The following is a 20,097-nucleotide window of genomic DNA, read 5'->3' as shown; positions in this document are numbered from 1 at the left end:
TAACTTTTCTGCTTCTTTCCCCAAAGTGTTGCAGCAGATTTATTTTTGTCTTTTGAAAAACATGTAACGATCAGTGAAGCTGCGATAGTTGTTTCTTGTACTTTCTTTGAAGCTTTTTGTTACGGATAAATGCCCGACAAAGCCCGAAGCTTCCTTTGAAGAAATGTCCATTACACATAACCAACAGTTGGTCGATCATTGCCATGCTGACCATTCCATTGGTCATCTTGGCGATGCCACGAAACGGCATGTTCCAAATGAACAATAAGTTTAGATCCAATTTTCCTTTTTTTTCGTTGCGCTTCCTCATGGTATTCAAGACAAGAAAAACCAAACGACCTAGAGGACTTTTTGCCTGCTGCAACTCTGCAATGGTACTGTTTTTGGCTAATGGCTGACCGCTTGATTCTTGCGGTAATGGCTGGTTCAAAAACTGTGCAAAATCATGTAACGTTGCTTGTTCGATCCGCTCAGGATAAATAACTTGTTCGCTTACCGTTCTTGGTCGTAAAGTGGCGGCTTTCTGATCGATCAAAAGCGTGCCTTGAAGTTGGCTCTCTTCACAATTCCCACCAATAAACAGGGTATATTCTCCTGCCTCAACTGCCCAGCAATTTTGTTGGCTGTCATAAACACGAAAGGTCTTATCATCAAAAGGCAATCTGATCGTGCGTTTTTCACCACTGGCTAAGGCTACTTTTTTGAATCCTTTTAATTCTTTTTTCGGTCGCATCAGTTGACTGTCTTTCAAACCAACATACAACTGGACCACTTCTTCACCGTCTCGATTCCCAACATTTTCAATTGTAAATTTTACTTGATTTTCTTCAATGATTAAACCACTATAAGCAAATTCCGTATAACTTAGACCGTAGCCAAACGGAAACAAAATTGGTTTTTTAAACGTGTCATAATAGCGATAACCAACAAACAGTCGCTCTTTGTAATAGGCAAAGCGGCTTGTTGCTGGGAATTCTTGACCGAACAAAACATCGTCATAGGAATAGGGATAACTTTCTGCTAGTTTTCCGCTCGGATTATATCGACCGAAGATCACATCCAGCATCGCAGAAGCGCCTGCTTGTCCACCTAAGTAGCCATGAAGCACACCAGCAGCTTTATCCAGCCAGGGCATTTCAACAACCCCTCCCGCAGATAAAACAACAATTACTTTTGCAGTCGTCTTACAAAGTTTTTCAATCAACTGATTTTGATTTGCGGGCATCGCCAACGTCTTACGATCGATCCCTTCACTTTCATAGCTCTCATCAAGTCCGGCAAAGACCAGCACAACCTCACAGTCATCTGCTAAAGAAACAGCTTCTTCGATCAATGCTGCTTGTTCTGTTGCTGTTTTACTACTACTTTTTCGGACATAGCCTTGTGCATAACCTGCCATTTCAGGAGTATAATCGCCAATCTTTTCTAAAATCGACTCGACTTGTTTCGCATTTACCATCGAAGACCCCGCACCTTGGTACCGAGGTGTTTGAGCAAAATCGCCAATAATTCCAACCTTTTGCTTAGGATTTAAAGGCAAGCAGTTGTCATCATTTTTAAGCAGAACCACGCTGCTTCTGGCTGCTTCTCTTGCGACTGTATGATGCTTTGCCCAATCGATCGCATCTGTTCCAGATTGCTTCTTCGTCTCTGAGAAGACCGCTGCTAGTTCAGCAACCCGTACATCAAGCTCCGACTCAGCCAAACGATTCCTTTCAATTGCTTCAATAATTTCTTGTGCGCCAGCGATCCCTTGCCCTGGCATCGCCAAATGACAGCCATTTCTGACCCCTTCAACATGGTCATTATCCCCGCCCCAGTCGGAGACAACAAAGCCAGAAAATCCCCATTCATCTCGGAGAATCTCTTGTAATAAGCGTTTGTTTTCATTGGCGTAAATGCCATTGATCATATTATAGGCGCTCATGATACTTTTCGGTTTTCCTTCAGTGACGGCGATTTCAAAATTTGTTAAATACATTTCTCGTAATGTCCGCTCATCAACGATGGAATCCGATGCCATTCGTCTCGTTTCTTGACTATTGACAGCAAAATGCTTCGGGCAGGCAATCGTCCCGTTTTCTTGAATACCTCTGATATTTGCAGCCGCCATTTTCCCTGCCAAATAAGGGTCCTCACTGAAATACTCAAAATTGCGCCCGCCTTTAGGATTTCGCTTGATGTTCAGACCTGGACCCAAAACGACATCAACCTCTAACGCTTTTGCTTCTGATCCAATACATTCACCAACCTTCGCAGCAAGTTCACAGTCCCAGCTGTTTGCAATTGTTGCCGCCGGCGGAAAACAAGTTGCTGGAACGCTTTCATTCAGCCCCAGGTGATCTGCTTCTCCCATTTGTTTACGAATACCGTGCGGACCATCTGCCATAAAAATCGATGGACAGATCGCTGGTAGCTCATGTGTCTCCCAAGTATTTTTTCCTGAAACAAACAATGCCTTTTGTAAACGTGTTAATTCTGCGATTTTTTCTTGGCTATTCATCTAAACCCAACTTTCTGCTATGTATAAATCATACGTCTATAAATCTACTAGCAGTAGTTTATCATGGAAACGCCAAGCAATGAGCGCCCTTTCATGAACGGTCGCTTTTTGCTCATGAATAACCAGCCAATTATAAAGATTCTTTGACTCTTTTAGAAAACGCTTGCTTTGATCGGTGGCAGCCTTTATCTTAGAATTTGTATATCTTAAACAAAAGCTGAGAGGAGCGAACACATGAAGACTGGCAACTACCAGTACTTGATCGTTGGTGCGGGCTTATTCGGGTCGATCTTTGCCCATGAAGCAGCCAGAAAAGGGCATCGTTGTCTGGTGATCGATAAGCGTGACCACATCGGAGGCAACTTGTATACTTATCAAGAAGACGGCATCACGGTTCATCAATACGGCGCCCATATTTTCCACACGGATAGCAAAGAGATTTGGGCTTATATGAATCGCTTTGCTGACTTCATTCCTTTTACCAATCAAGTCTTGGCGAACTACCAAGACCAACTCTATAACTTGCCTTTTAATATGAATACCTTTTATCAACTGTGGGGCGTGCGAACGCCTGCAGAAGCGCAAGAAGAGATTAAACAGCAAATTGAAAGTGCCGGTATAACAGGAAAGCCTAAAAACCTTGAAGAACAGGCGATCCAATTAGTGGGAACCGATATTTATCGTAAGCTGATTGCCGGCTATACTCAGAAGCAATGGGGAAAGCCCCCTCGCGAGCTGCCGAGCTTTATCATTCGTCGACTGCCGATTCGTTTCACCTATGATAACAATTATTTCAATCATCGGTTTCAAGGGATTCCCGAAGGCGGCTATACGCCGATTTTTCAGAAATTATTAGATGATGATCGGATCGATGTTTGTTTGAAAACGGACTTTGAAGCTGAAAAAGCAGCCTATTTAGCACGTTTTCCTAAAATAATCTATACAGGACCGATCGATGCCTTTTTCGACCAAAGATACGGTCCTCTAGAATATCGTTCGTTACGTTTTGAAACAACCAAACATCCATCACCAAACCTTCAAGGAAATCCCGTGATCAATTACACGGATGAACGGATTCCCTATACGCGCAGCATGGAATGGAAACACTTCGATAAGCAAGGTGATCCTGGCACATCCATTCTGACCAAGGAATATCCAGCGCCATTCACGACGGATGCTGAGCCCTACTATCCAATCAATGACGAAAAAAATAACCAGCTGTATAAAAAATACAAACAGCTGGCAGCGAAACAGTCGCAAGTCTTATTCGGGGGACGTCTCGGCTCCTATCGGTATTTAGATATGGATCAAATCGTCAGTGAAGCATTAAAGCTGGTACAAAAAGAACTTACTGCGAACTAAAAAGGCTGGGCTACCGTTTTCGCTACTTAAGGACAGCGTTGACTCCCACCAGGTCCAACGAGTGGGAAACGGAGTTTCCAGCCTTTTTTTCTATGCGTATCAGTTCATCGATTATCAGATAGTACGCAAGCTTTCTTATTGATTGACGATCGCCAATAATTCTTCAAAAGCTTTCGGTGTACCGCCTACGAACAATTCCCGTCCATTCAAGGATAGCGGCTCTCCTTTGATGTTTGCCATTTTTAATCCAAGGGTTTCTAACAAAACGCCCCCTGGCGCATAATCCCATGGCGCAAGATGAGAAAGATAGCCTGCTCTTTGTCCTTTAGCGAGGGCAATCAGCTCTACCCCAGCACAGCCAGTCATACGAATGCCTAATGCTTTGTCACTGACCTCGGTTTCGTGGTGGCGGTTATGGATCAACATAGGTGAATTCAAGCCAACGAGACCTTCGGATAAGGCAATATCTTTCGGCGGTTCGATCTTCTCGCCATTGTTATAGACACCAATCTCTGGACCCCCCCATAAGAATTCATCTTTCATAACATTATAGACAAAGCCAAAGCGCACTTTGCCCTCTTCGTAAATCGCGATCATGATACAAAAGTTTTCTTTTTCTAACACGAAATTCATCGTTCCATCGATCGGATCAATGATGAAGACCCGCCCACTCATGTCGGCAAGTGTGTCCAGTCCGTTTTCTTCACCTAAAATTTTGGCATCCGGATCATAGGATTGGATCTTACCAATCAGAAAATCTTGCGTGGCTTTATCCAATTCTGTCACTAAGTCTTTCCGTCCTGATTTTGTCTCGACCACTAAGTCTTCTTTATTTAAATTGTCTTTGATCGTTTCACCTGCAGCGATCATCCACTGGCGAACTTCATTAACGATTTCATGCATTCGTTGATCTACCCTTTCATTTTTAGTTTTCCCTCAGTCTTTTTCGCTGCCTGCACAGCATGGTACAGCGAATAGCCTGATAGTTCTTCAAATTCTCTGCCTAAACGGCGTTCCTCGCCAATGCTAGGAACGACTTTCTTAAAGGCTTGATACGCCTCAAGAAACGTACTACTAGGAAGGCCTTTTTCATAGGCTTGTTCTAATCGTTCCCACATCTTCATGACGACGACCATTTCATCTGTCGACCAATCTAAGTCAAGAGGATATTGATAATCCCGCATATTACCACTCCTATTCATCTTATTCAGTGTACCACAAAATTGAAAATAGGTCAGAGCCTCCGCTGCAAAAAAGGTACATCCTAGCAATGAATGTACCTCTTGTATACAAACTATTGAGATTTTTAAAAGCTGAAATCCGTGAATCTCAAATAAGAAGGAAATTCCTTTTTTCTTCCAACGAGATTGCTTAGTAAAAGATGACCGATTTCAAAAAGGTTCGTCTAGAAAAGCCCGCAAAAACAAAAAATTTTTAATGATAGTAATTGATTTCCACCACTGTTTACTTATGAAAAACTCTGGGTAATCCGTTCCCCATTGCCATGGAATGACAAATGATCCATCTTCTTGTTGGTATTTTAAAATTTCTTGGGCTTCTTTTTTACATAATTCTTCACTAAAGATCCCAAGCAGCTGCTCTCTTGTAAAGAAAAAATTTGAAGGTTTACTGACATAAGACGTGAACCACTCTTCTGGCTCGTTTGAGACAGTATGGCGAATTTGCTGGAATAAGATCTCGCGAAAGCGGTCATTTGCTAAAACAGGCTGATACTGGATTTCTTCACAGTCTTGTAATAATTCTAGATAGACGACTAATGTGTGCATTTCACTGGTTGGCTCCTTAAGAAAACTTGCAACTGCTGTTTCGGCGATTTCTTGTGCTTTTTGATAGAGGGTCGTTTCCCCTGTTCTTAAGATCGTACCAGCTAGACTGACCGTTGGGTTGTCTGCTGGCACGCCCACAGGACTCTCCCACCAAATCGCATGCGGATAGGATACCGTTGACGGCACTTGGTTGAGCCATTTCCCTTCAGAAAATTCTTTTCCACTAGCTAAATACCTTAGAATCCCTTGGACTTGTGGATTTGACGAATGAAGGCATTCAAGCTCTCGTAAAATTCGACATGCCTCCCACACTGCAATCGGTGTACTATTGGGATTCCAATAATCAGGTTCCAAACCATGCCCATAACCACCATCTTCATTTTGGTAGACTTGTAACGCCTGTAATACAGCCTCGCGAGATCCATTTTCAAAATGGTACTGCCAACGAGCAAGGTCTAAAGGGCGCGCGTTTTTGTAAATAAATTTTCGTGCTTTTTCGAATGCTTCCATATCTTCGCCTCCTTTGGCTTTCTTTTATTATCGCTTACTCCCCTAATGATTACAACGCTTACATCAATATCATTTCTCTGAACGACCATTCTCAGAATAGCTTCTTGGCATTTTTCAGGAAGCATACTTTTGGTGTTTCCCTTGGCATGATGTTACAGTAAGAATAACAAGAAAAAGGAGGAATTCTCTTGCGTTTAGAAAACAAAAAAATCATTGCCTTAGTCGACAATGATTTCGAAGATTTAGAACTTTGGTATCCGGTCCATCGGTTACGGGAAGAAGGCGCACAAGTCGATTTAGTCGGTGAAGAAGCGCATAAAACGTATATTGGCAAATATGGTGTACCCGCAGAATCAGCCTATGCTTTTTCTGATATTCACGCCGATGACTACGATGCCATCTTAGTTCCGGGTGGTTGGGCACCTGATAAATTACGGCGTTTCCCAGAGGTCATCTCTTTCGTGCGAACGATGGACAAAGACCAAAAAATCATTGGACAAATCTGTCATGCAGGCTGGGTCTTGATTTCTGCGAATATCCTGCAAGGCAAGACGGTTACCAGTACACCAGGCATCAAAGATGATATGACAAATGCTGGAGCCACATGGGTCGATACACCTGTGGTTACGGATGGACATATCGTTTCCAGCCGCCGTCCCCCAGATCTACCAGACTATATGCGGGAATTTATTGCTGTTTTAGAAAAGAAATAGTACCCATTGATCAGATTTAAAAGAGTTGCGACCAAAGCAAATACGGCCGCAACTCTTTTTTCTACCTATCGATCATTCGCTTACGATCGCTAGTTTCTGGTTACTTTTAGGGATTTTTTTCACACCGATAAAGGTCAAAGCAGCACCTAGAACGGCAAACCCAGTCCCAATCAAAAGCATTTCCCAGACACCGAAGCTTTGGATCAACATCCCGCCCAAAAGATTGCCGATCACGCCACCGATCGTGGTAGCGATAATGATGATCGTTTGTCCAAAAACCCGGTCTTCATCTGCCAAACTATGGTTGAACAAATAAGCAGAAGCAGGAATAAACAAGGCAAAACTAACCCCTTGCATCAAATGGCTCATTTCCATCAGGATGATGGAGCTGATCAACAGCATCAGCACCCCACGAATGGCAAAGGCAACACTGGACAGCAACAGCCAAAAACGGCTAGACCGTATCCTCACTAACTGTTCAAAGAAAATCATACCCGGCAATTCGCATAACGCCGCAATCATCAGGGCGATGCCAACTTCCTTACTGCCACCGCCAATATCGGCAAAAATTTGTGCCAAAAAACTGTTGATCATCGTGTGGAAGCTAAAGAGAAAGCTAAACCCGACAAAGAGAAAGAGCAAAAAAGGATATTTTTTCAAAAAGGCACCTGAATGACTTTGTTCTGTAAGCATCACGGGCATTTCTGGCTTCTTGATCGCTGGCAGCAAAAGCAAAATAATGAGAAACAAAACGGCTTGCCCGATAGCGATCATTGGCAAAAGGGCTGCCGAAAACTCCTCTAAGAGCTGCCCCAGTAAAAAGGAGGTACCCGCAAATCCTAGTGACCCACCGGCACGCGAAAAGCCAAAATTGATTTTGTTGCCGCTATTCGTGTATTCAAACGCCAAGGCGTTGAGAAAGGACTGCATGGAAACGAGCAAAACCCCTCCTAAAACATAGGTCAGTATTGATAATGCAGGGACAATCACACCTGCTAAGAGCACCGCGACCACGCCGATTGTCATCGTTTTCAAGACAACGATCAGTGGTACTTTGCTTTTTTTGATAATGACTTGACTGATGAAGGGCTGCAAAATCGTAGACGCAATATTGACTAGGGCTAAAATACCGCCAATTTTTGCTGGATCGACCTTGAAATAAATCAAAAAGAGTGTCGCAAAGCCATAGATTGAGCAAAACATCATCCAATAAAGAAATTGCAAACTTGTGTAGTAAAACCGAATCCTCTTGTCACTTGCATGATTACGCATACATCCCCCACCTTATCCATATTCCTTAGCAACTAAATATAGCATAGAACCGATGGATTTACTATCCTTCTATAAACAGAAACCGCAGTTTTATTTGAAACACTAACCCACAACAAAAAAGCGCAGCATAGTATCCTGCGCTTTTCCTACTGCTTCAACTATTTAGAGCTGTTGGAAGGCTTGCGTGAGATCTTCCAATAGATCGTCGATGTTTTCCAATCCAATGGATAAGCGAATCGTCTCTGGACGAATTTTGGCTGCTGCAAGTTCTTCTACGCTAAGCTGAGAATGGGTCGTCGAAGCTGGATGGATGATCAAGGACTTTGCATCGCCAACGTTCGCCAGTAGCGAGAAGAGCTTAGTTGCGCCACAAAAGGTTTTGCTTGCTTCTGCCCCACCCTTTAATCCGAAGGAAAAGACCGAACTGGTCCCTTTGGAGAAATACTCCTGCGCCCGCTTAAAATAAGGACTGTCCGGCAGGGTTGGGAAATGAACCCAAGAAACTTCCGGGTGCTTGGCTAAAAATTCAGCAACTTGTTGCGCATTTTCTACATGACGTTCCATCCGCAACGAGAGGGTCTCGATTCCTAACAGCAACACCCATGAATTGAAGGGAGAAATCGCAGCACCTGTATCCCGTAAAAGAATCGTTCGGGCCCGAGTGATATAGGCAGCGTTACCAGCGGCTTCTACCCATGAGATTCCATGGTAACTATGATCGGGATTGACCAGCTTGGGAAATTTGCCGTTTGTCCAATCAAAGTTGCCACTATCAATAATAGCCCCTCCTAAAGCAGCCCCGTGACCACCGAGGTATTTTGTCGTGGAATAAACGATGATGTCCGCCCCGTGCTCAAACCCTCGAAACAGATAGGGAGTCGCAAAGGTGTTGTCAATGATGAGGGGAATCCCGGCTTCATGAGCAATCGCTGCAATCTTTTTAAAGTCGGCAATATCAATATCTGGATTGCCTAAAGACTCTAGAAAAACTGCTTTGGTATTTTCTTGGATGGCTGCTTTTAGTGCTGGTAGATCTTCACTATCGACAAAGCTTGTGGTGATGCCAAAATCTGGCAATGTATGGGCGAACAAATTATAGGTACCGCCATAAATTGAAGCAGCAGAAACGATATGATCTCCTGCTTGCGCGAGATTTAAAATTGCATAGGTGATCGCTGCTGAGCCAGAAGCCGTAGCTAACGCACCGATACCACCTTCTAATAGGGCTAATCGCTCTTCTAGAACCGCGGTCGTCGGATTGGTAATACGGGTATAGATATTGCCGCTCTCACTAAGACTAAATCTCGCTGCCGCTTGGTCAGCATCATCAAACACATAGGATGTGGTTTGATAAATGGGTACGGCGCGACTTCCTGTGGTAGGATCTGGTGTTTGTCCTCCGTGTAATTGAATCGTCTCAAATCTTTCTGTCATACTATTCCTCCTTAATAATGCAAATAAAAAAGCCCTCTGATATCGAGATATCAAAGGACGTGTTTACGTGTTACCACCTTTATTCAAGCAAACTTTCCAGCATGCTTCTCAGCAAGTACGCGACAAATAAACGTCGTTATACTCTGACGCGATAGCGGGCGCACCCGGATCTCCTTATCTTTCGTACAAGTTCAGAAGATCACCTTAGAGGCCATTTTCGATTGATTCTACAAGTTCTTCTTGCACCTTACGAAGACTCTCTAGGCTTGCCAAATCAATTTACTTTCCTCATCAACGGTTGAAATATTAAGAGCATCGTATCATTTCCAGAAGATTCTGTCAATAGCATAGGATCGCTTTATTTCTGGTGATAAAAAAACTCGTTCACCAAATGATGAACGAGTTTCACAAAGCTTAAATGTGGATTGGTAATCCTAGAGCTAACTCAGCAGCATCCATTGTGATCTCACCTAGAGATGGATGTGGATGGATCGTTAACGCGATATCTTCTGCGTTCATGCCAGATTCAATAGCAAGAGCAAGTTCTGAAACCATATCGCTTGCTCCTAGACCAGCAATTTGCGCACCGATGATCACATTGTCTTCAACCGTTGTTACTAAGCGGATGAATCCTTCAGTTTTTCCTAGAGATAACGCACGACCGTTACCTGAGAATGGGAATTTGAATGCTTTTGCTTCAATTCCAGCATCTTTGGCATCTTTGATCGTCATACCGACAGAAGCCAATTCTGGGTCAGTAAAGGCAACTGCTGGCATTGCTTTGTAATCAACGGCAACTTTTTTACCAGAGATTGCTTCAGCAGCGATTTTTGCTTCGTAGCTAGCTTTATGTGCTAATGCAGCACCAGGTACGATATCACCAATTGCGTAGATATTTGATACGTTGGTACGGCCTTGTTTGTCAACCGTGATCAATCCGCGTTCGCCTACTTCAACACCTGCTTGTTCTAAGCCCATGTCATCAGTATTTGGACGACGACCAACAGTAACCATCACGTAATCAGCAGTAACTGATTCTTCTTTACCATCTACGGCATATTTGACAGTTACGCTATCGCCATTGTCAATTGCTTCTTTCGCCATTGCGTTGGTAACGACTGTTACACCTTTTTTCGCAAAGTCTTCTTCAACCAATTTGACCATGTCTTTTTCATAGGTTGGCAAGATTTGAGGAGAGCCTTCAAGGATCGTTACTTCTGCCCCTAGGTTTGCATAAGCTGCACCTAGTTCAGAACCAATGACACCGCCACCGATAACAACGAATTTTTTAGGAACTTCTTTTAATGCCAATCCGCCAGTTGAATCAAGAACACGACCGCCGAATTTGAAACCAGGGATTTCAATTGGACGAGAACCTGTTGCGATGATTGCATTGTTGAAAGAGTATGTTTGTGCTGAATCTGGGTGGATGACACGCAATGTGTGATCATCAACGAAGAAAGCTTCTCCTTCAATCGTTTCTACTTTGTGTTTTTTCAATAGGAAACCAACACCTGAAGTTAATGTTTTAACGACTTTGTTGTCTTTCCATTCTTGAGTTTTGGTAAAATCAAGGGAAACATTTTCACTTGTTACACCAAACATTGTTGAATCCAAAGATTCTTGATAATGATGACCTGCAGCGATCAAGGCTTTTGAAGGGATACAACCAACGTTCAAACAAACGCCGCCGATGTATTCTCTTTCAATGATTGCTACTTTTTGTCCCATTTCAGCAGCGCGGATGGCAGCTACATAGCCGCCAGGTCCCGCACCGATTACAACTGTATCTAATTCAACAGCAAAATCTCCAACTACCATTTGTTAATCATCCTTCCATCATTAATAGCTCTGGATCAGCTAATAGACGTTTGATATTATTCATTGCTTGTTGCGCTGTTGCGCCATCAACGATACGGTGGTCGAAGCTTAATGAAAGTTTCATCACACGTCCGACAACGATTTCGCCTTCAGCGTTTACGATTGGTTGTTGCGCGATTGTACCTACACCCAAAATAGCTACTTCAGGGTAGTTGATTACTGGAGTGAACCAGCCGCCACCAACTGAACCGATGTTACTGATTGTGATGGTACCATTACGCATATCATCTGCAGCCAATTTGCCGTCATGAGCAAGTTTTGCTTTTTCGTTGATTTCATCAGCGATAGCAAACATGCCTTTACGATCTGCATCTTTTACGTTTGGTACATACAACCCATGGTCAGTATCTGTTGCGATACCGATGTTGTAATAGTTTTTGTATACAATCTCTTGTTTTGCATCATCGATCGACGCATTCAAGATAGGGAATTTTTTCACTGTTGCAGTCAATGCTTTCACAACATATGGTAAGAAAGTAAGTTTTGTGCCGTTTGCAGCAGCAACTTCTTTGAATTTCTTACGGTTATCCCAAAGGTTTGTTACTTCAACTTCATCATGCAAGGTTACATGAGGTGCTGTTTGTTTGCTGTTTACCATCGCTTTAGCGATTGCTTTACGTGTAGGTGTTAAGGCAACACGTTCTTCTAAATCACCTAAGTTTGATTTGAAGGCTTTTGCTGGAGCTGCTGGTTTGCTTTCAGTTGCTGCAGCTTTTGTTTCTTCTTTCGCAGGAGCTTGAGTTTCAGCTTTTGCAGCTTGTCCGCCACCTGATAGGAAGTTTTCGATGTCTTCTTTTGTTACACGTCCGCCTTTACCTGTTGCAGATACTTGGGAAATATCCACATCTTTTTCGCGAGCGAATTGACGGACAGAAGGCATAGCCAAGACACGTTTGTTAGGATCTGCTGCTTCAACAACACTTGCTGAACCAGAAGTTTCCACTTTTTCTTTTGGTGCTTCTGCAGGTGCGCTTGATGAAGCAGGCGCACTGTTGTGACCAGGTGCGTCGATTTCAACTAAAACATCACCAACATTTGCAACTGTTCCTTCAGCAACAACGATGTTTTTCACTGTTCCTGTTACTGGAGATGGGATTTCTTCGACTGATTTGTCGTTTTGAACTTCAAGCAACGTATCGTCTTCATTGATGGTATCTCCTGCTTTAACGAACCATTTTACGATTTCGCCTTCTGCAATTCCTTCACCGATATCTGGTAATTTGAATTGGAAAACGCCTGCGCCTTCAGAAGAACCAGCTGATGCTTCAGCCGTTTCCGTTGTAGGTTCTGCTGCTGGTTTTGCTGGTGTTTGAGACTCTGCTGCTACACCTGCATCGCCTTCGTTGTCTTCATGTCCTGGTGCATCGATCTCAACAAGGACATCTCCAACGTTTGCGACTGTACCTTCAGGGACAACGATGTTTTTCACTGTTCCTGTTACTGGAGATGGAATTTCTTCCACTGATTTATCATTTTGAACTTCTAGTAAGGTATCATCTTCATTGATGGTATCCCCTGCTTTGACGAACCATTTTACGATTTCGCCTTCTGCAATTCCTTCACCGATATCCGGTAATTTAAATTGAAATGCCATTTTCTATTCTTCCCTTCTTCAACTATTAAAAGTTCACGATTTCTTTCACTTTGTCTTCGATGTCTTTTGCATTTGGCAACCAAATGTTTTCAGCTTGACCGAATGGGAAGATCGTATCTGGTGCAGACACGCGTCCGATTGGAGCTTCTAGTGATAGAACCGCACGTTCAGAAATTTCAGAAACGACTTGAGCGCCAACACCTGCTTGTTTTTGTGCTTCTTGAACGACAACCACACGACCAGTTTTTTCAACTGATTTGATGATCGTTTCAACATCAAGAGGAGCAACTGTACGCAAGTCGATAATTTCAGCGTTGATGTTTTCTTTCGCTAAGTTGTCAGCAGCTTTGATTGCTTCACGAACCATTGCACCATAAGTGATGATTGAAACATCAGAACCTTCACGAGTTACTGCTGCTTTGTCTAAAGGAACTTCGTATGCTTCTTCTGGCACTTCTTCACGGAATGAACGGTAAAGTTTCATGTGCTCTAAGAAAACAACTGGGTCATTGCTGCGGATAGAAGCAATCAATAATCCTTTTGCATCATATGGGTTTGATGGAATAACGACACGGATACCAGGTGATTGAGCGATCAATCCTTCCAAGTTATCTGAGTGCAATTCTGGTGTGTGCACACCGCCACCAAATGGTGAACGAATAGTGATTGGTAAATTACGTGTACCACCCATACGGTAACGAGTACGCGCCATTTGACCAACGATTTCGTCAAATGTTTCAAATACGAAACCAAAGAATTGGATTTCTGGAACTGGACGGAAACCTTCTAATGCTAAACCGAAAGCCAAGCCGCCGATACCAGATTCAGCAAGAGGGGTATCGAAGACACGATCTTCGCCGAATTTTTCTTGTAAACCTTCTGTTGCACGGAAAACCCCGCCGTTTTTACCGACATCTTCACCAAAGACTAAAATCTCTTTGTCATTTTCCATTTCAACAGCTAAGGCATCTGTAATTGCTTGAATCATTGTTTTTTGTGCCATGACTATTTCGACTCCTTCGCTTCGTAAGTTGCAATTTGTTCTTTAATGTTTTGTGGTTGTACTTCAAACATGTTTTTCAAGAAATCTGAAACTTTTTGTTTTGGCACGCGGTCCGCTTCAGCGATCGCTGCTTTGATTTCTTCTTTTGTTTGTTCAATGACTTGTTCTTCTTTTTCTTCAGACCAAAGTCCTTTTTCAGTTAGGTAAGTACGGAAACGTACCAATGGATCTTTTTGTTGCCATTCGCTGTCCATGTCTTTTGAACGGTAACGGGTTGGATCATCACCAGACAATGTATGTGGACCGTAACGGTAAGTCAAGGTTTCAATCAATACAGGACCGTTGCCGTTTGCTGCCCATTCACGAGCTGCTTTAGAAACATAGTACACTGCCAATGGATCCATACCGTCAACTTGGATACCAGGGATCCCAGCTGCTGCAGCTTTTTGTGCCAATGTTGGTGCCGCACTTTGTACTTCACGAGGTGTAGAGATCGCAAAACCATTGTTTTGGATATAGAATACAGCGTTTGCATGGTAAGCCCCTGCAAAGTTGATTGCTTCATAGAAGTCCCCTTGTGAAGAACCGCCATCACCTGTATAAGTGAATACAACATTTTTTTTGTTGCGTTTTTTCAATCCTAAAGCAACGCCGGCTGCTTGGACGTATTGTGCACCAATAATGATTTGTGGTGGCAATGCTTTTAAATCTTCTGGATAAAGGTTCCCAGCAACGTGGCCACGTGACCATAAGAAAGCTTCTTTCAATGGCAGACCGTGTTGGATCAATTGTGGTACATCACGGTAACCAGGTAATAAAACGTCTTCTTTTTCAAAAGCAAATTGACTTGCTAATTGGCTTGCTTCTTGTCCAGCAGTTGGCGCGAAGAAACCTAGACGACCTTGACGGTTTAACGCAGTTGAGCGTTGGTCTAATACACGAGACCATACCATACGAGTCATCAATTCAACTAATTCGTCGTCACTTAAATCTGGTACTAACTCTTGATTTACAATTTTCCCGTCTTTGTCCAAAGCTTGGTAAGTTGGAAAATCCGCATTGACTTGCTCCAAAATCGCTTGGAAATCAAGTGCTTTTTGTTTTTTTGCCATCTTGACACACTTTCCTCTCTGATATAAAAATTCACTTTCGTATGTAACAGGGTTTAAATCTGTACTATCGAAATTTCATTTACTCTTATAAATTATCATTTAACTTCGAAAATGACAAGTGAAAAGGGTATTTTTTTTAATAAAAGAATTCCCACTGTAGCAACTCTTAAGAAAACATTAGTGAAATTAATCACATTAAAGCAATCGCTTTCTTCAATTTTTTCTTTTCAGATTCTTTTTTTTATTTAAGAATAGTACAGCATCCACCATTCCGCTAAACAGATTTATCATTAACCTCCTTTTATCACTTGTGAAGGATTCGACTTGAATCAAAGAGAAATTTCTTAATATGAGAAAAAAATAATACAGAGAACGGATAAAAAGAAACAGATCGGCGATTCTCCCCCTGTTAGGAAGAACGCCGACCTGTTTTTTTAAATCCATTCTCTCGTGACATGAATGTAAATGCGTTTCGCAAACTCAACTGTTACTAAATAAGCTAGATTGATACCGACATACCATGGCCAGTAACTTGATGGCAGTGCTGCAAAATCAAAGACGGTATGCAATGGCGTCAAGATGACCAAGAAGCCAACTGCAATCGCTAGAACACTTGAAATCAAAACTGCAGGTGATGCGATACTTTTGATAAATGGTAATTTTCTCGTTCTGATCATGTGAACGACTAAGGTTTGTGTCGTCAAGCCAATCATAAACCATCCTGCTTGGAACAAGGCTTGCTCTTGGATGGTATTTGCACTAAAGACATGCCACATCATAAAGAAAGTCAAAATATCGAAGATGCTGCTGACAGGTCCAATGCCGACGGTAAACTTCAATAGTCCACCCACTTGCCATTTAACTGGTTTTTCTAACTCTTCTTTATCTACGTTGTCCCATGGGATCGTCAATTGGGCCATATCGTACACCAAGTTTTGAACCAACAGTTGAATGGACAACATTGGTAAGAAAGGTAAAAAGGCACTAGCAACTAAGATCGAGAACACATTCCCGAAATTCGAACTCAAAGTCATTTTGATGTACTTCATCATATTGGTAAATACTTTGCGGCCTTCGATGACCCCTTTATCAAGGACATTCAAACTTTTTTCTAATAAAATGATCGAGCTGGCATCTTTGGTGATATCTGCTGCGGTATCAACCGAGATACCAACATCTGCTGTACGTAAAGCAGGCGCGTCGTTGATGCCATCTCCCATAAAGCCGACCGTATGGCCTGCCGCTTGAATGGTTTCAATGATTCGGGATTTTTGCATTGGATTTAATTTTGCAAACAGATTAGTTTTTGCAGCTTTCTCTGCTAACTCTTCATCTGACAGATGATCTATATCGGTTCCTAACAAGTATTCATCTGCATCAATACCAACATCTCGACAAACTTTTTGCGCAACGATCGCATTATCTCCCGTTAACACTTTGACATTGATGCCATGACCGTGTAAAGAAGCAATCGCTGTTTTTGCTGTTTCTTTTGCTGGATCTAAGAAGCCCATAAAGCCAATCATGATCATATCTTGTTCATCTTCTACAGAATAAACGGCATCTGCGTGGGCATCTCGTTTTACAGCAACAGTCAACACGCGCATTCCTTGTTTATTCAAGCGCAAATTCACTTGACGCAATTGTTTTCTCAATTGAGGAGTCAATTCCATCACTTTGCCATCAACTTCTACGTACTTGCAGACTTGTTCCATTTCCTCGGCGGCACCTTTAGTGACCATCAGTTGATGACCATCTGCATTGACAACAACCGTCAAGCGGCGACGTGAGAAGTCAAACGGAATCTCATCGATTTTTGTCACATCGTTAAATGGCGCTGCCAAGCCTTCTTCTTCATAGTAGTTTAAGACAGCAATATCCATCAGGTTTTTCCACCCTGTTTGATAGTAAGAATTTAAATACGTCATATCAAGGACTTGTTTATCTTCTACGCCAAATGGGTTTAAATGCTGTACCAGTACAACACGATCTTCGGTGATCGTACCCGTTTTATCGGTACATAGTACATCCATTGCACCTAAGTTTTGAATCGAAGGCAATTCTTTGACGATCACTTTTTCTTTTGATAAAGAGATCGCCCCTTTGGCTAAGTTACTGGTGACGATCATTGGTAGCATTTCTGGCGTCAAACCAACTGCTACTGCAATCGCGAAGAACAACGCTTCGCCCCAATCACCCTTGGTCAAACCATTGATCAATAAAACGATTGGGAAAAGAACCATGACCATTCGCAACAATAGCTTGCTGACTTTTGTTAAGCCATCTTCAAAGGTTGTTTTGCCCCGTTTCGTGGTCGCATTTTTGGCAATATCACCGAAGAAAGTACTTTGACCGGTTTTCAAAATAATGGCTTTTCCTTGACCACTTAAGACATCGGTACCCATGAAAACAAGATCTTGCATATCTAGTGCAGAAATTTGTTCATCGCTTTCTTTGATCCCAGCATCGACAAATTTTTCAACTGGCATTGATTCGCCTGTTAATGAAGATTGATTGATAAATAAATCTTTGGTCCAAATCAAGATTGCATCCGCAGGAATCATGTCGCCGGTTGCTAAGGTGACGATGTCTCCTGGAACGACTTCATCCATCGGAATTTCTCTCGTGATTCCATCTCGGGTTACGGAACAAGTATTTTCAATAAGTTCTTTTAACGCTAAGCTTGCTTTTTGGGAACGGTATTCTTGGACGAAAGTAATCATGACACTGGCTAAAATCATGATTCCCATCACGATCACTGCTTCAATATCGCCTGTTACAAAAGAAATAACCATTAATAATGCCAAAACTAACACAAAAGGATCTTTGAAAGCACCTAGGATCATCAACCAAGCAGGTGTTGGTTTTTGCGCATCCACTTTGTTTGGACCGTACTCTGCCAAACGTTCTGCAGCATCTTCTTCCGATAGCCCTTGGAAGGATGTCCGCATTTCCATCAGCAGTTCTCTTTCGGTCAATTTTGCCAGTAATTTTAGTTCTTGATCTTTCGATAGTTTTTTTAACATCTTTTTTTCCTCCTAGCACTTAGGAGTTGCTTACGCCACCCCTAGCGATTCGATAATTACTCCGCTGTTTCATCTGGGGACTGGGGTATTCCATGTGAATCTTCCTTTCTTTTTATTAGGTAAGTCACTGTGGAACATGCGTAAAAGACACAAAAAAACGCACGCTCCCAATAAGCATGCGTAAAAAACTCATGATCATTGTAGAGCTTTAGCACTATAGGGCGTAGATAGCAAATCTGCTATCAGCTACTTTGGGTTTAACCTTCACGATTAGACCTGTCCTACCAACTAAGTATCTCTCGATACTTTTGCGGCAGCAGCTTGTGTCCATATAGGAGCCTCACCTAACAATTATTTGTATAAAATGTCAGTTCGCCGGAAGTCTATCTTCCAACTACCCACATAATAACTGCTATCCTAGCCAATGTCAACCGCAACAATGGAAAATAGCACCCTTTTTTCATAGATTTTCGTTGGTTTTCAAATGAAAGGTCTTACAATAAAATAACAACGTTAAAGAACTGCTGTGATTTTATATGTGACAAAACTTCTTTTACACGAATAGATAGAGAGAAATCCTCTCAGGGCAAAACCCAGAATCCATCAAGTCACTTCGGCTATCTCATTGAAGGAGAGAATGTAATAAATTTCCGAACTCGAATAAAAAATAGACAGCCATTTAAATAAACAGCTGCCTATTTCTCTTTCATATCCGATTCTGAAAAATGATTTTTTCTATATTCTTTCGATCCAGCTCTCACGAAAAATGATCTGCTAAAATTTTCAAGATTCGCCGACTAGCTTTCCCATCGCCATAGGGATTTTCTGCATGTGCCATGGCATTGTAAGCTTCTGGATCCTCTAGTAGTCGCTTCGTTTCTTGATAAACCGCAGCTTCAGACGTACCGATCAGTTTTAACGTACCTGCAGCAATTCCTTCTGGGCGCTCTGTTGTATCTCGCAAGACCAAAACAGGAACGCCTAACGACGGTGCTTCTTCTTGGACACCACCAGAATCCGTCAAAATCAATGTGCTTTGATTGGCAACATTGTGAAAATCAATGACATCTAAAGGCTCAATCAGCGTGACATTTTCTAGTTCCCCAAGTATCTCCATAGCAATCCCTCGGACTTGAGGATTTTTATGCATAGGAAAAACCACTTTGATGGTTGGTTTCTCCTTAGCGATCTTCGCTAAAGCGCGGAAGACTTGCTTCATCGGAACACCTAAGTTCTCGCGACGGTGCATTGTCAGAAGAATCATGGTTTGATCTGCTGCAGAAAGTTCTGGATGCTGATAGTCCTCCGAGATCGTATAACGCATCGCATCAATGGCGGTATTTCCCGTTACAAAAATTGCAGCTTTATTGCGATTTTCCGCTAATAAATTTTCTTTGCTTTGGACAGTTGGCGCAAAATAAAAATCCGCTAATACATCGATCAGCTGACGATTGGCTTCCTCCGGATAAGGAGATTTTTTGTTCCATGTACGCAAACCGGCTTCCACATGCCCCACAGGAATCTGCTGATAGAAAGCTGCCGTAGCGGCTGCATAAGCTGTGGTCGTATCCCCGTGAACGAGTACGATATCAGGGGTTTCTTTTTGCAAGATAGGTTCCAGATCCAGCAAAACTTTGGTAGTGATTCCTGTCAAAGTTTGCCCTAAAGTCATAATATCCAGATCATAATCTGGTATGATTTCAAAAACCGTTAAAACTTGATCCAACATTTCTCGATGCTGCGCCGTCACCACAACGATCGATTCAAAACGCGGGTCGTTTTCCAATTCCTTTACTAGTGGCGCCATTTTGATGGCTTCCGGTCTGGTACCGAACACAGACATCACTTTGATTGTCATTTGGTCACCCGCTCCTCTACTTCTCATTGCTTCTATTATAAC

14 protein-coding genes, 1 riboswitch and 1 other annotated feature are annotated in these 20,097 nt (G+C 42.5%); of the genes, 2 read left to right on the top strand and 12 right to left on the bottom strand.

Annotated elements, in window-relative coordinates:
* Positions 1 to 70: 70 nt before the first annotated feature.
* Positions 71 to 2,503 (bottom strand): glycoside hydrolase family 3 C-terminal domain-containing protein, encoded by a 2,433-nt coding sequence (locus tag IGI88_RS17235; protein WP_429960042.1) that lies wholly within the window; start codon positions 2,501 to 2,503, stop codon positions 71 to 73.
* Between the two features lie 234 nt (positions 2,504 to 2,737).
* On the opposite strand from IGI88_RS17235, the gene glf reads away from it, so the two are divergent.
* Entirely contained in the window at positions 2,738 to 3,865 is a 1,128-nt protein-coding gene (gene glf / locus IGI88_RS17230) for a UDP-galactopyranose mutase (protein WP_429960043.1), read from the top strand.
* Between the two features lie 135 nt (positions 3,866 to 4,000).
* On the opposite strand, the gene IGI88_RS17225 is transcribed toward glf, so the two are convergent.
* The 3 genes from IGI88_RS17225 to IGI88_RS17215 all read right to left on the bottom strand — a co-directional run bounded on the left by IGI88_RS17225 (position 4,001) and on the right by IGI88_RS17215 (position 6,162).
* Positions 4,001 to 4,768: an inositol monophosphatase family protein gene (locus tag IGI88_RS17225; RefSeq protein ID WP_429960044.1), complete on the bottom strand. Its 768-nt coding sequence runs from the start codon at positions 4,766 to 4,768 to the stop codon at positions 4,001 to 4,003.
* A gap of 8 nt (positions 4,769 to 4,776) precedes the next feature.
* On the bottom strand, positions 4,777 to 5,049 hold the full coding sequence (locus tag IGI88_RS17220; RefSeq protein WP_008381425.1) for a UPF0223 family protein: 273 nt from the start codon (positions 5,047 to 5,049) through the stop codon (positions 4,777 to 4,779).
* Positions 5,050 to 5,256: 207 nt separating this feature from the next.
* Complete coding sequence (locus tag IGI88_RS17215; protein ID WP_061054017.1) at positions 5,257 to 6,162, bottom strand: hypothetical protein; 906 nt, start codon at positions 6,160 to 6,162, stop codon at positions 5,257 to 5,259.
* 188 nt (positions 6,163 to 6,350) lie between these two features.
* Here IGI88_RS17215 and IGI88_RS17210 point away from each other — a divergent pair, with 188 nt between their 5' ends.
* Positions 6,351 to 6,875, top strand: coding sequence for a type 1 glutamine amidotransferase domain-containing protein (locus IGI88_RS17210; protein WP_005236373.1), 525 nt, complete (start codon positions 6,351 to 6,353; stop codon positions 6,873 to 6,875).
* A gap of 72 nt (positions 6,876 to 6,947) precedes the next feature.
* On the opposite strand, the gene IGI88_RS17205 is transcribed toward IGI88_RS17210, so the two are convergent.
* The 8 genes from IGI88_RS17205 to wecB all read right to left on the bottom strand — a co-directional run bounded on the left by IGI88_RS17205 (position 6,948) and on the right by wecB (position 20,055).
* Complete coding sequence (locus tag IGI88_RS17205; RefSeq protein ID WP_429960045.1) at positions 6,948 to 8,147, bottom strand: MFS transporter; 1,200 nt, start codon at positions 8,145 to 8,147, stop codon at positions 6,948 to 6,950.
* Positions 8,148 to 8,309: 162 nt separating this feature from the next.
* Positions 8,310 to 9,581: an O-acetylhomoserine aminocarboxypropyltransferase/cysteine synthase family protein gene (locus IGI88_RS17200; protein ID WP_429960046.1), complete on the bottom strand. Its 1,272-nt coding sequence runs from the start codon at positions 9,579 to 9,581 to the stop codon at positions 8,310 to 8,312.
* 50 nt (positions 9,582 to 9,631) lie between these two features.
* Positions 9,632 to 9,885 (bottom strand) — a binding site (T-box leader).
* Between the two features lie 110 nt (positions 9,886 to 9,995).
* Complete coding sequence (lpdA, locus tag IGI88_RS17195) at positions 9,996 to 11,402, bottom strand: dihydrolipoyl dehydrogenase (RefSeq protein WP_005230052.1); 1,407 nt, start codon at positions 11,400 to 11,402, stop codon at positions 9,996 to 9,998.
* Positions 11,403 to 11,409: 7 nt separating this feature from the next.
* The gene (locus tag IGI88_RS17190) at positions 11,410 to 13,056 is read right to left on the bottom strand and encodes a dihydrolipoyllysine-residue acetyltransferase (RefSeq protein WP_005236379.1); all 1,647 of its coding nucleotides are present in this window, start codon (positions 13,054 to 13,056) and stop codon (positions 11,410 to 11,412) included.
* A gap of 25 nt (positions 13,057 to 13,081) precedes the next feature.
* Positions 13,082 to 14,059, bottom strand: a complete 978-nt coding sequence (locus tag IGI88_RS17185; RefSeq protein WP_005230047.1) for an alpha-ketoacid dehydrogenase subunit beta — start codon at positions 14,057 to 14,059, stop codon at positions 13,082 to 13,084.
* A gap of 2 nt (positions 14,060 to 14,061) precedes the next feature.
* Entirely contained in the window at positions 14,062 to 15,171 is a 1,110-nt protein-coding gene (gene pdhA / locus IGI88_RS17180; protein WP_005231936.1) for a pyruvate dehydrogenase (acetyl-transferring) E1 component subunit alpha, read from the bottom strand.
* A 434-nt stretch (positions 15,172 to 15,605) separates the two neighbouring features.
* The gene (gene mgtA / locus IGI88_RS17175) at positions 15,606 to 18,197 is read right to left on the bottom strand and encodes a magnesium-translocating P-type ATPase (RefSeq protein WP_005236382.1); all 2,592 of its coding nucleotides are present in this window, start codon (positions 18,195 to 18,197) and stop codon (positions 15,606 to 15,608) included.
* Positions 18,198 to 18,384: 187 nt separating this feature from the next.
* Positions 18,385 to 18,556, bottom strand: a riboswitch (M-box (ykoK) riboswitch).
* Between the two features lie 398 nt (positions 18,557 to 18,954).
* Entirely contained in the window at positions 18,955 to 20,055 is a 1,101-nt protein-coding gene (gene wecB, locus IGI88_RS17170) for a non-hydrolyzing UDP-N-acetylglucosamine 2-epimerase (RefSeq protein WP_042890118.1), read from the bottom strand.
* Positions 20,056 to 20,097: the final 42 nt, after the last annotated feature.

This window comes from Enterococcus sp. AZ179 (genome assembly GCF_050498885.1).
Lineage (GTDB): Bacteria > Bacillota > Bacilli > Lactobacillales > Enterococcaceae > Enterococcus_D > Enterococcus_D entomosocium.
This window is presented reverse-complemented; position numbering and strand designations above follow the sequence as displayed.

What these genes read in the sequence shown, in the direction of transcription:
- glf (WP_429960043.1), top strand. Translation starts at nt 2,738, where the DNA reads ATGAAGACTGGCAACTACCAGTACTTGATCGTTGGTGCGGGCTTATTC.
- IGI88_RS17225 (WP_429960044.1), bottom strand. Translation starts at nt 4,768, where the DNA reads ATGCATGAAATCGTTAATGAAGTTCGCCAGTGGATGATCGCTGCAGGT.
- IGI88_RS17205 (WP_429960045.1), bottom strand. Translation starts at nt 8,147, where the DNA reads ATGCGTAATCATGCAAGTGACAAGAGGATTCGGTTTTACTACACAAGT.
- wecB (WP_042890118.1), bottom strand. Translation starts at nt 20,055, where the DNA reads ATGACAATCAAAGTGATGTCTGTGTTCGGTACCAGACCGGAAGCCATC.
- mgtA (WP_005236382.1), bottom strand. Translation starts at nt 18,197, where the DNA reads ATGTTAAAAAAACTATCGAAAGATCAAGAACTAAAATTACTGGCAAAA.
- IGI88_RS17220 (WP_008381425.1), bottom strand. Translation starts at nt 5,049, where the DNA reads ATGCGGGATTATCAATATCCTCTTGACTTAGATTGGTCGACAGATGAA.
- lpdA (WP_005230052.1), bottom strand. Translation starts at nt 11,402, where the DNA reads ATGGTAGTTGGAGATTTTGCTGTTGAATTAGATACAGTTGTAATCGGT.
- IGI88_RS17235 (WP_429960042.1), bottom strand. Translation starts at nt 2,503, where the DNA reads ATGAATAGCCAAGAAAAAATCGCAGAATTAACACGTTTACAAAAGGCA.
- pdhA (WP_005231936.1), bottom strand. Translation starts at nt 15,171, where the DNA reads ATGGCAAAAAAACAAAAAGCACTTGATTTCCAAGCGATTTTGGAGCAA.
- IGI88_RS17200 (WP_429960046.1), bottom strand. Translation starts at nt 9,581, where the DNA reads ATGACAGAAAGATTTGAGACGATTCAATTACACGGAGGACAAACACCA.
- IGI88_RS17190 (WP_005236379.1), bottom strand. Translation starts at nt 13,056, where the DNA reads ATGGCATTTCAATTTAAATTACCGGATATCGGTGAAGGAATTGCAGAA.
- IGI88_RS17215 (WP_061054017.1), bottom strand. Translation starts at nt 6,162, where the DNA reads ATGGAAGCATTCGAAAAAGCACGAAAATTTATTTACAAAAACGCGCGC.
- IGI88_RS17185 (WP_005230047.1), bottom strand. Translation starts at nt 14,059, where the DNA reads ATGGCACAAAAAACAATGATTCAAGCAATTACAGATGCCTTAGCTGTT.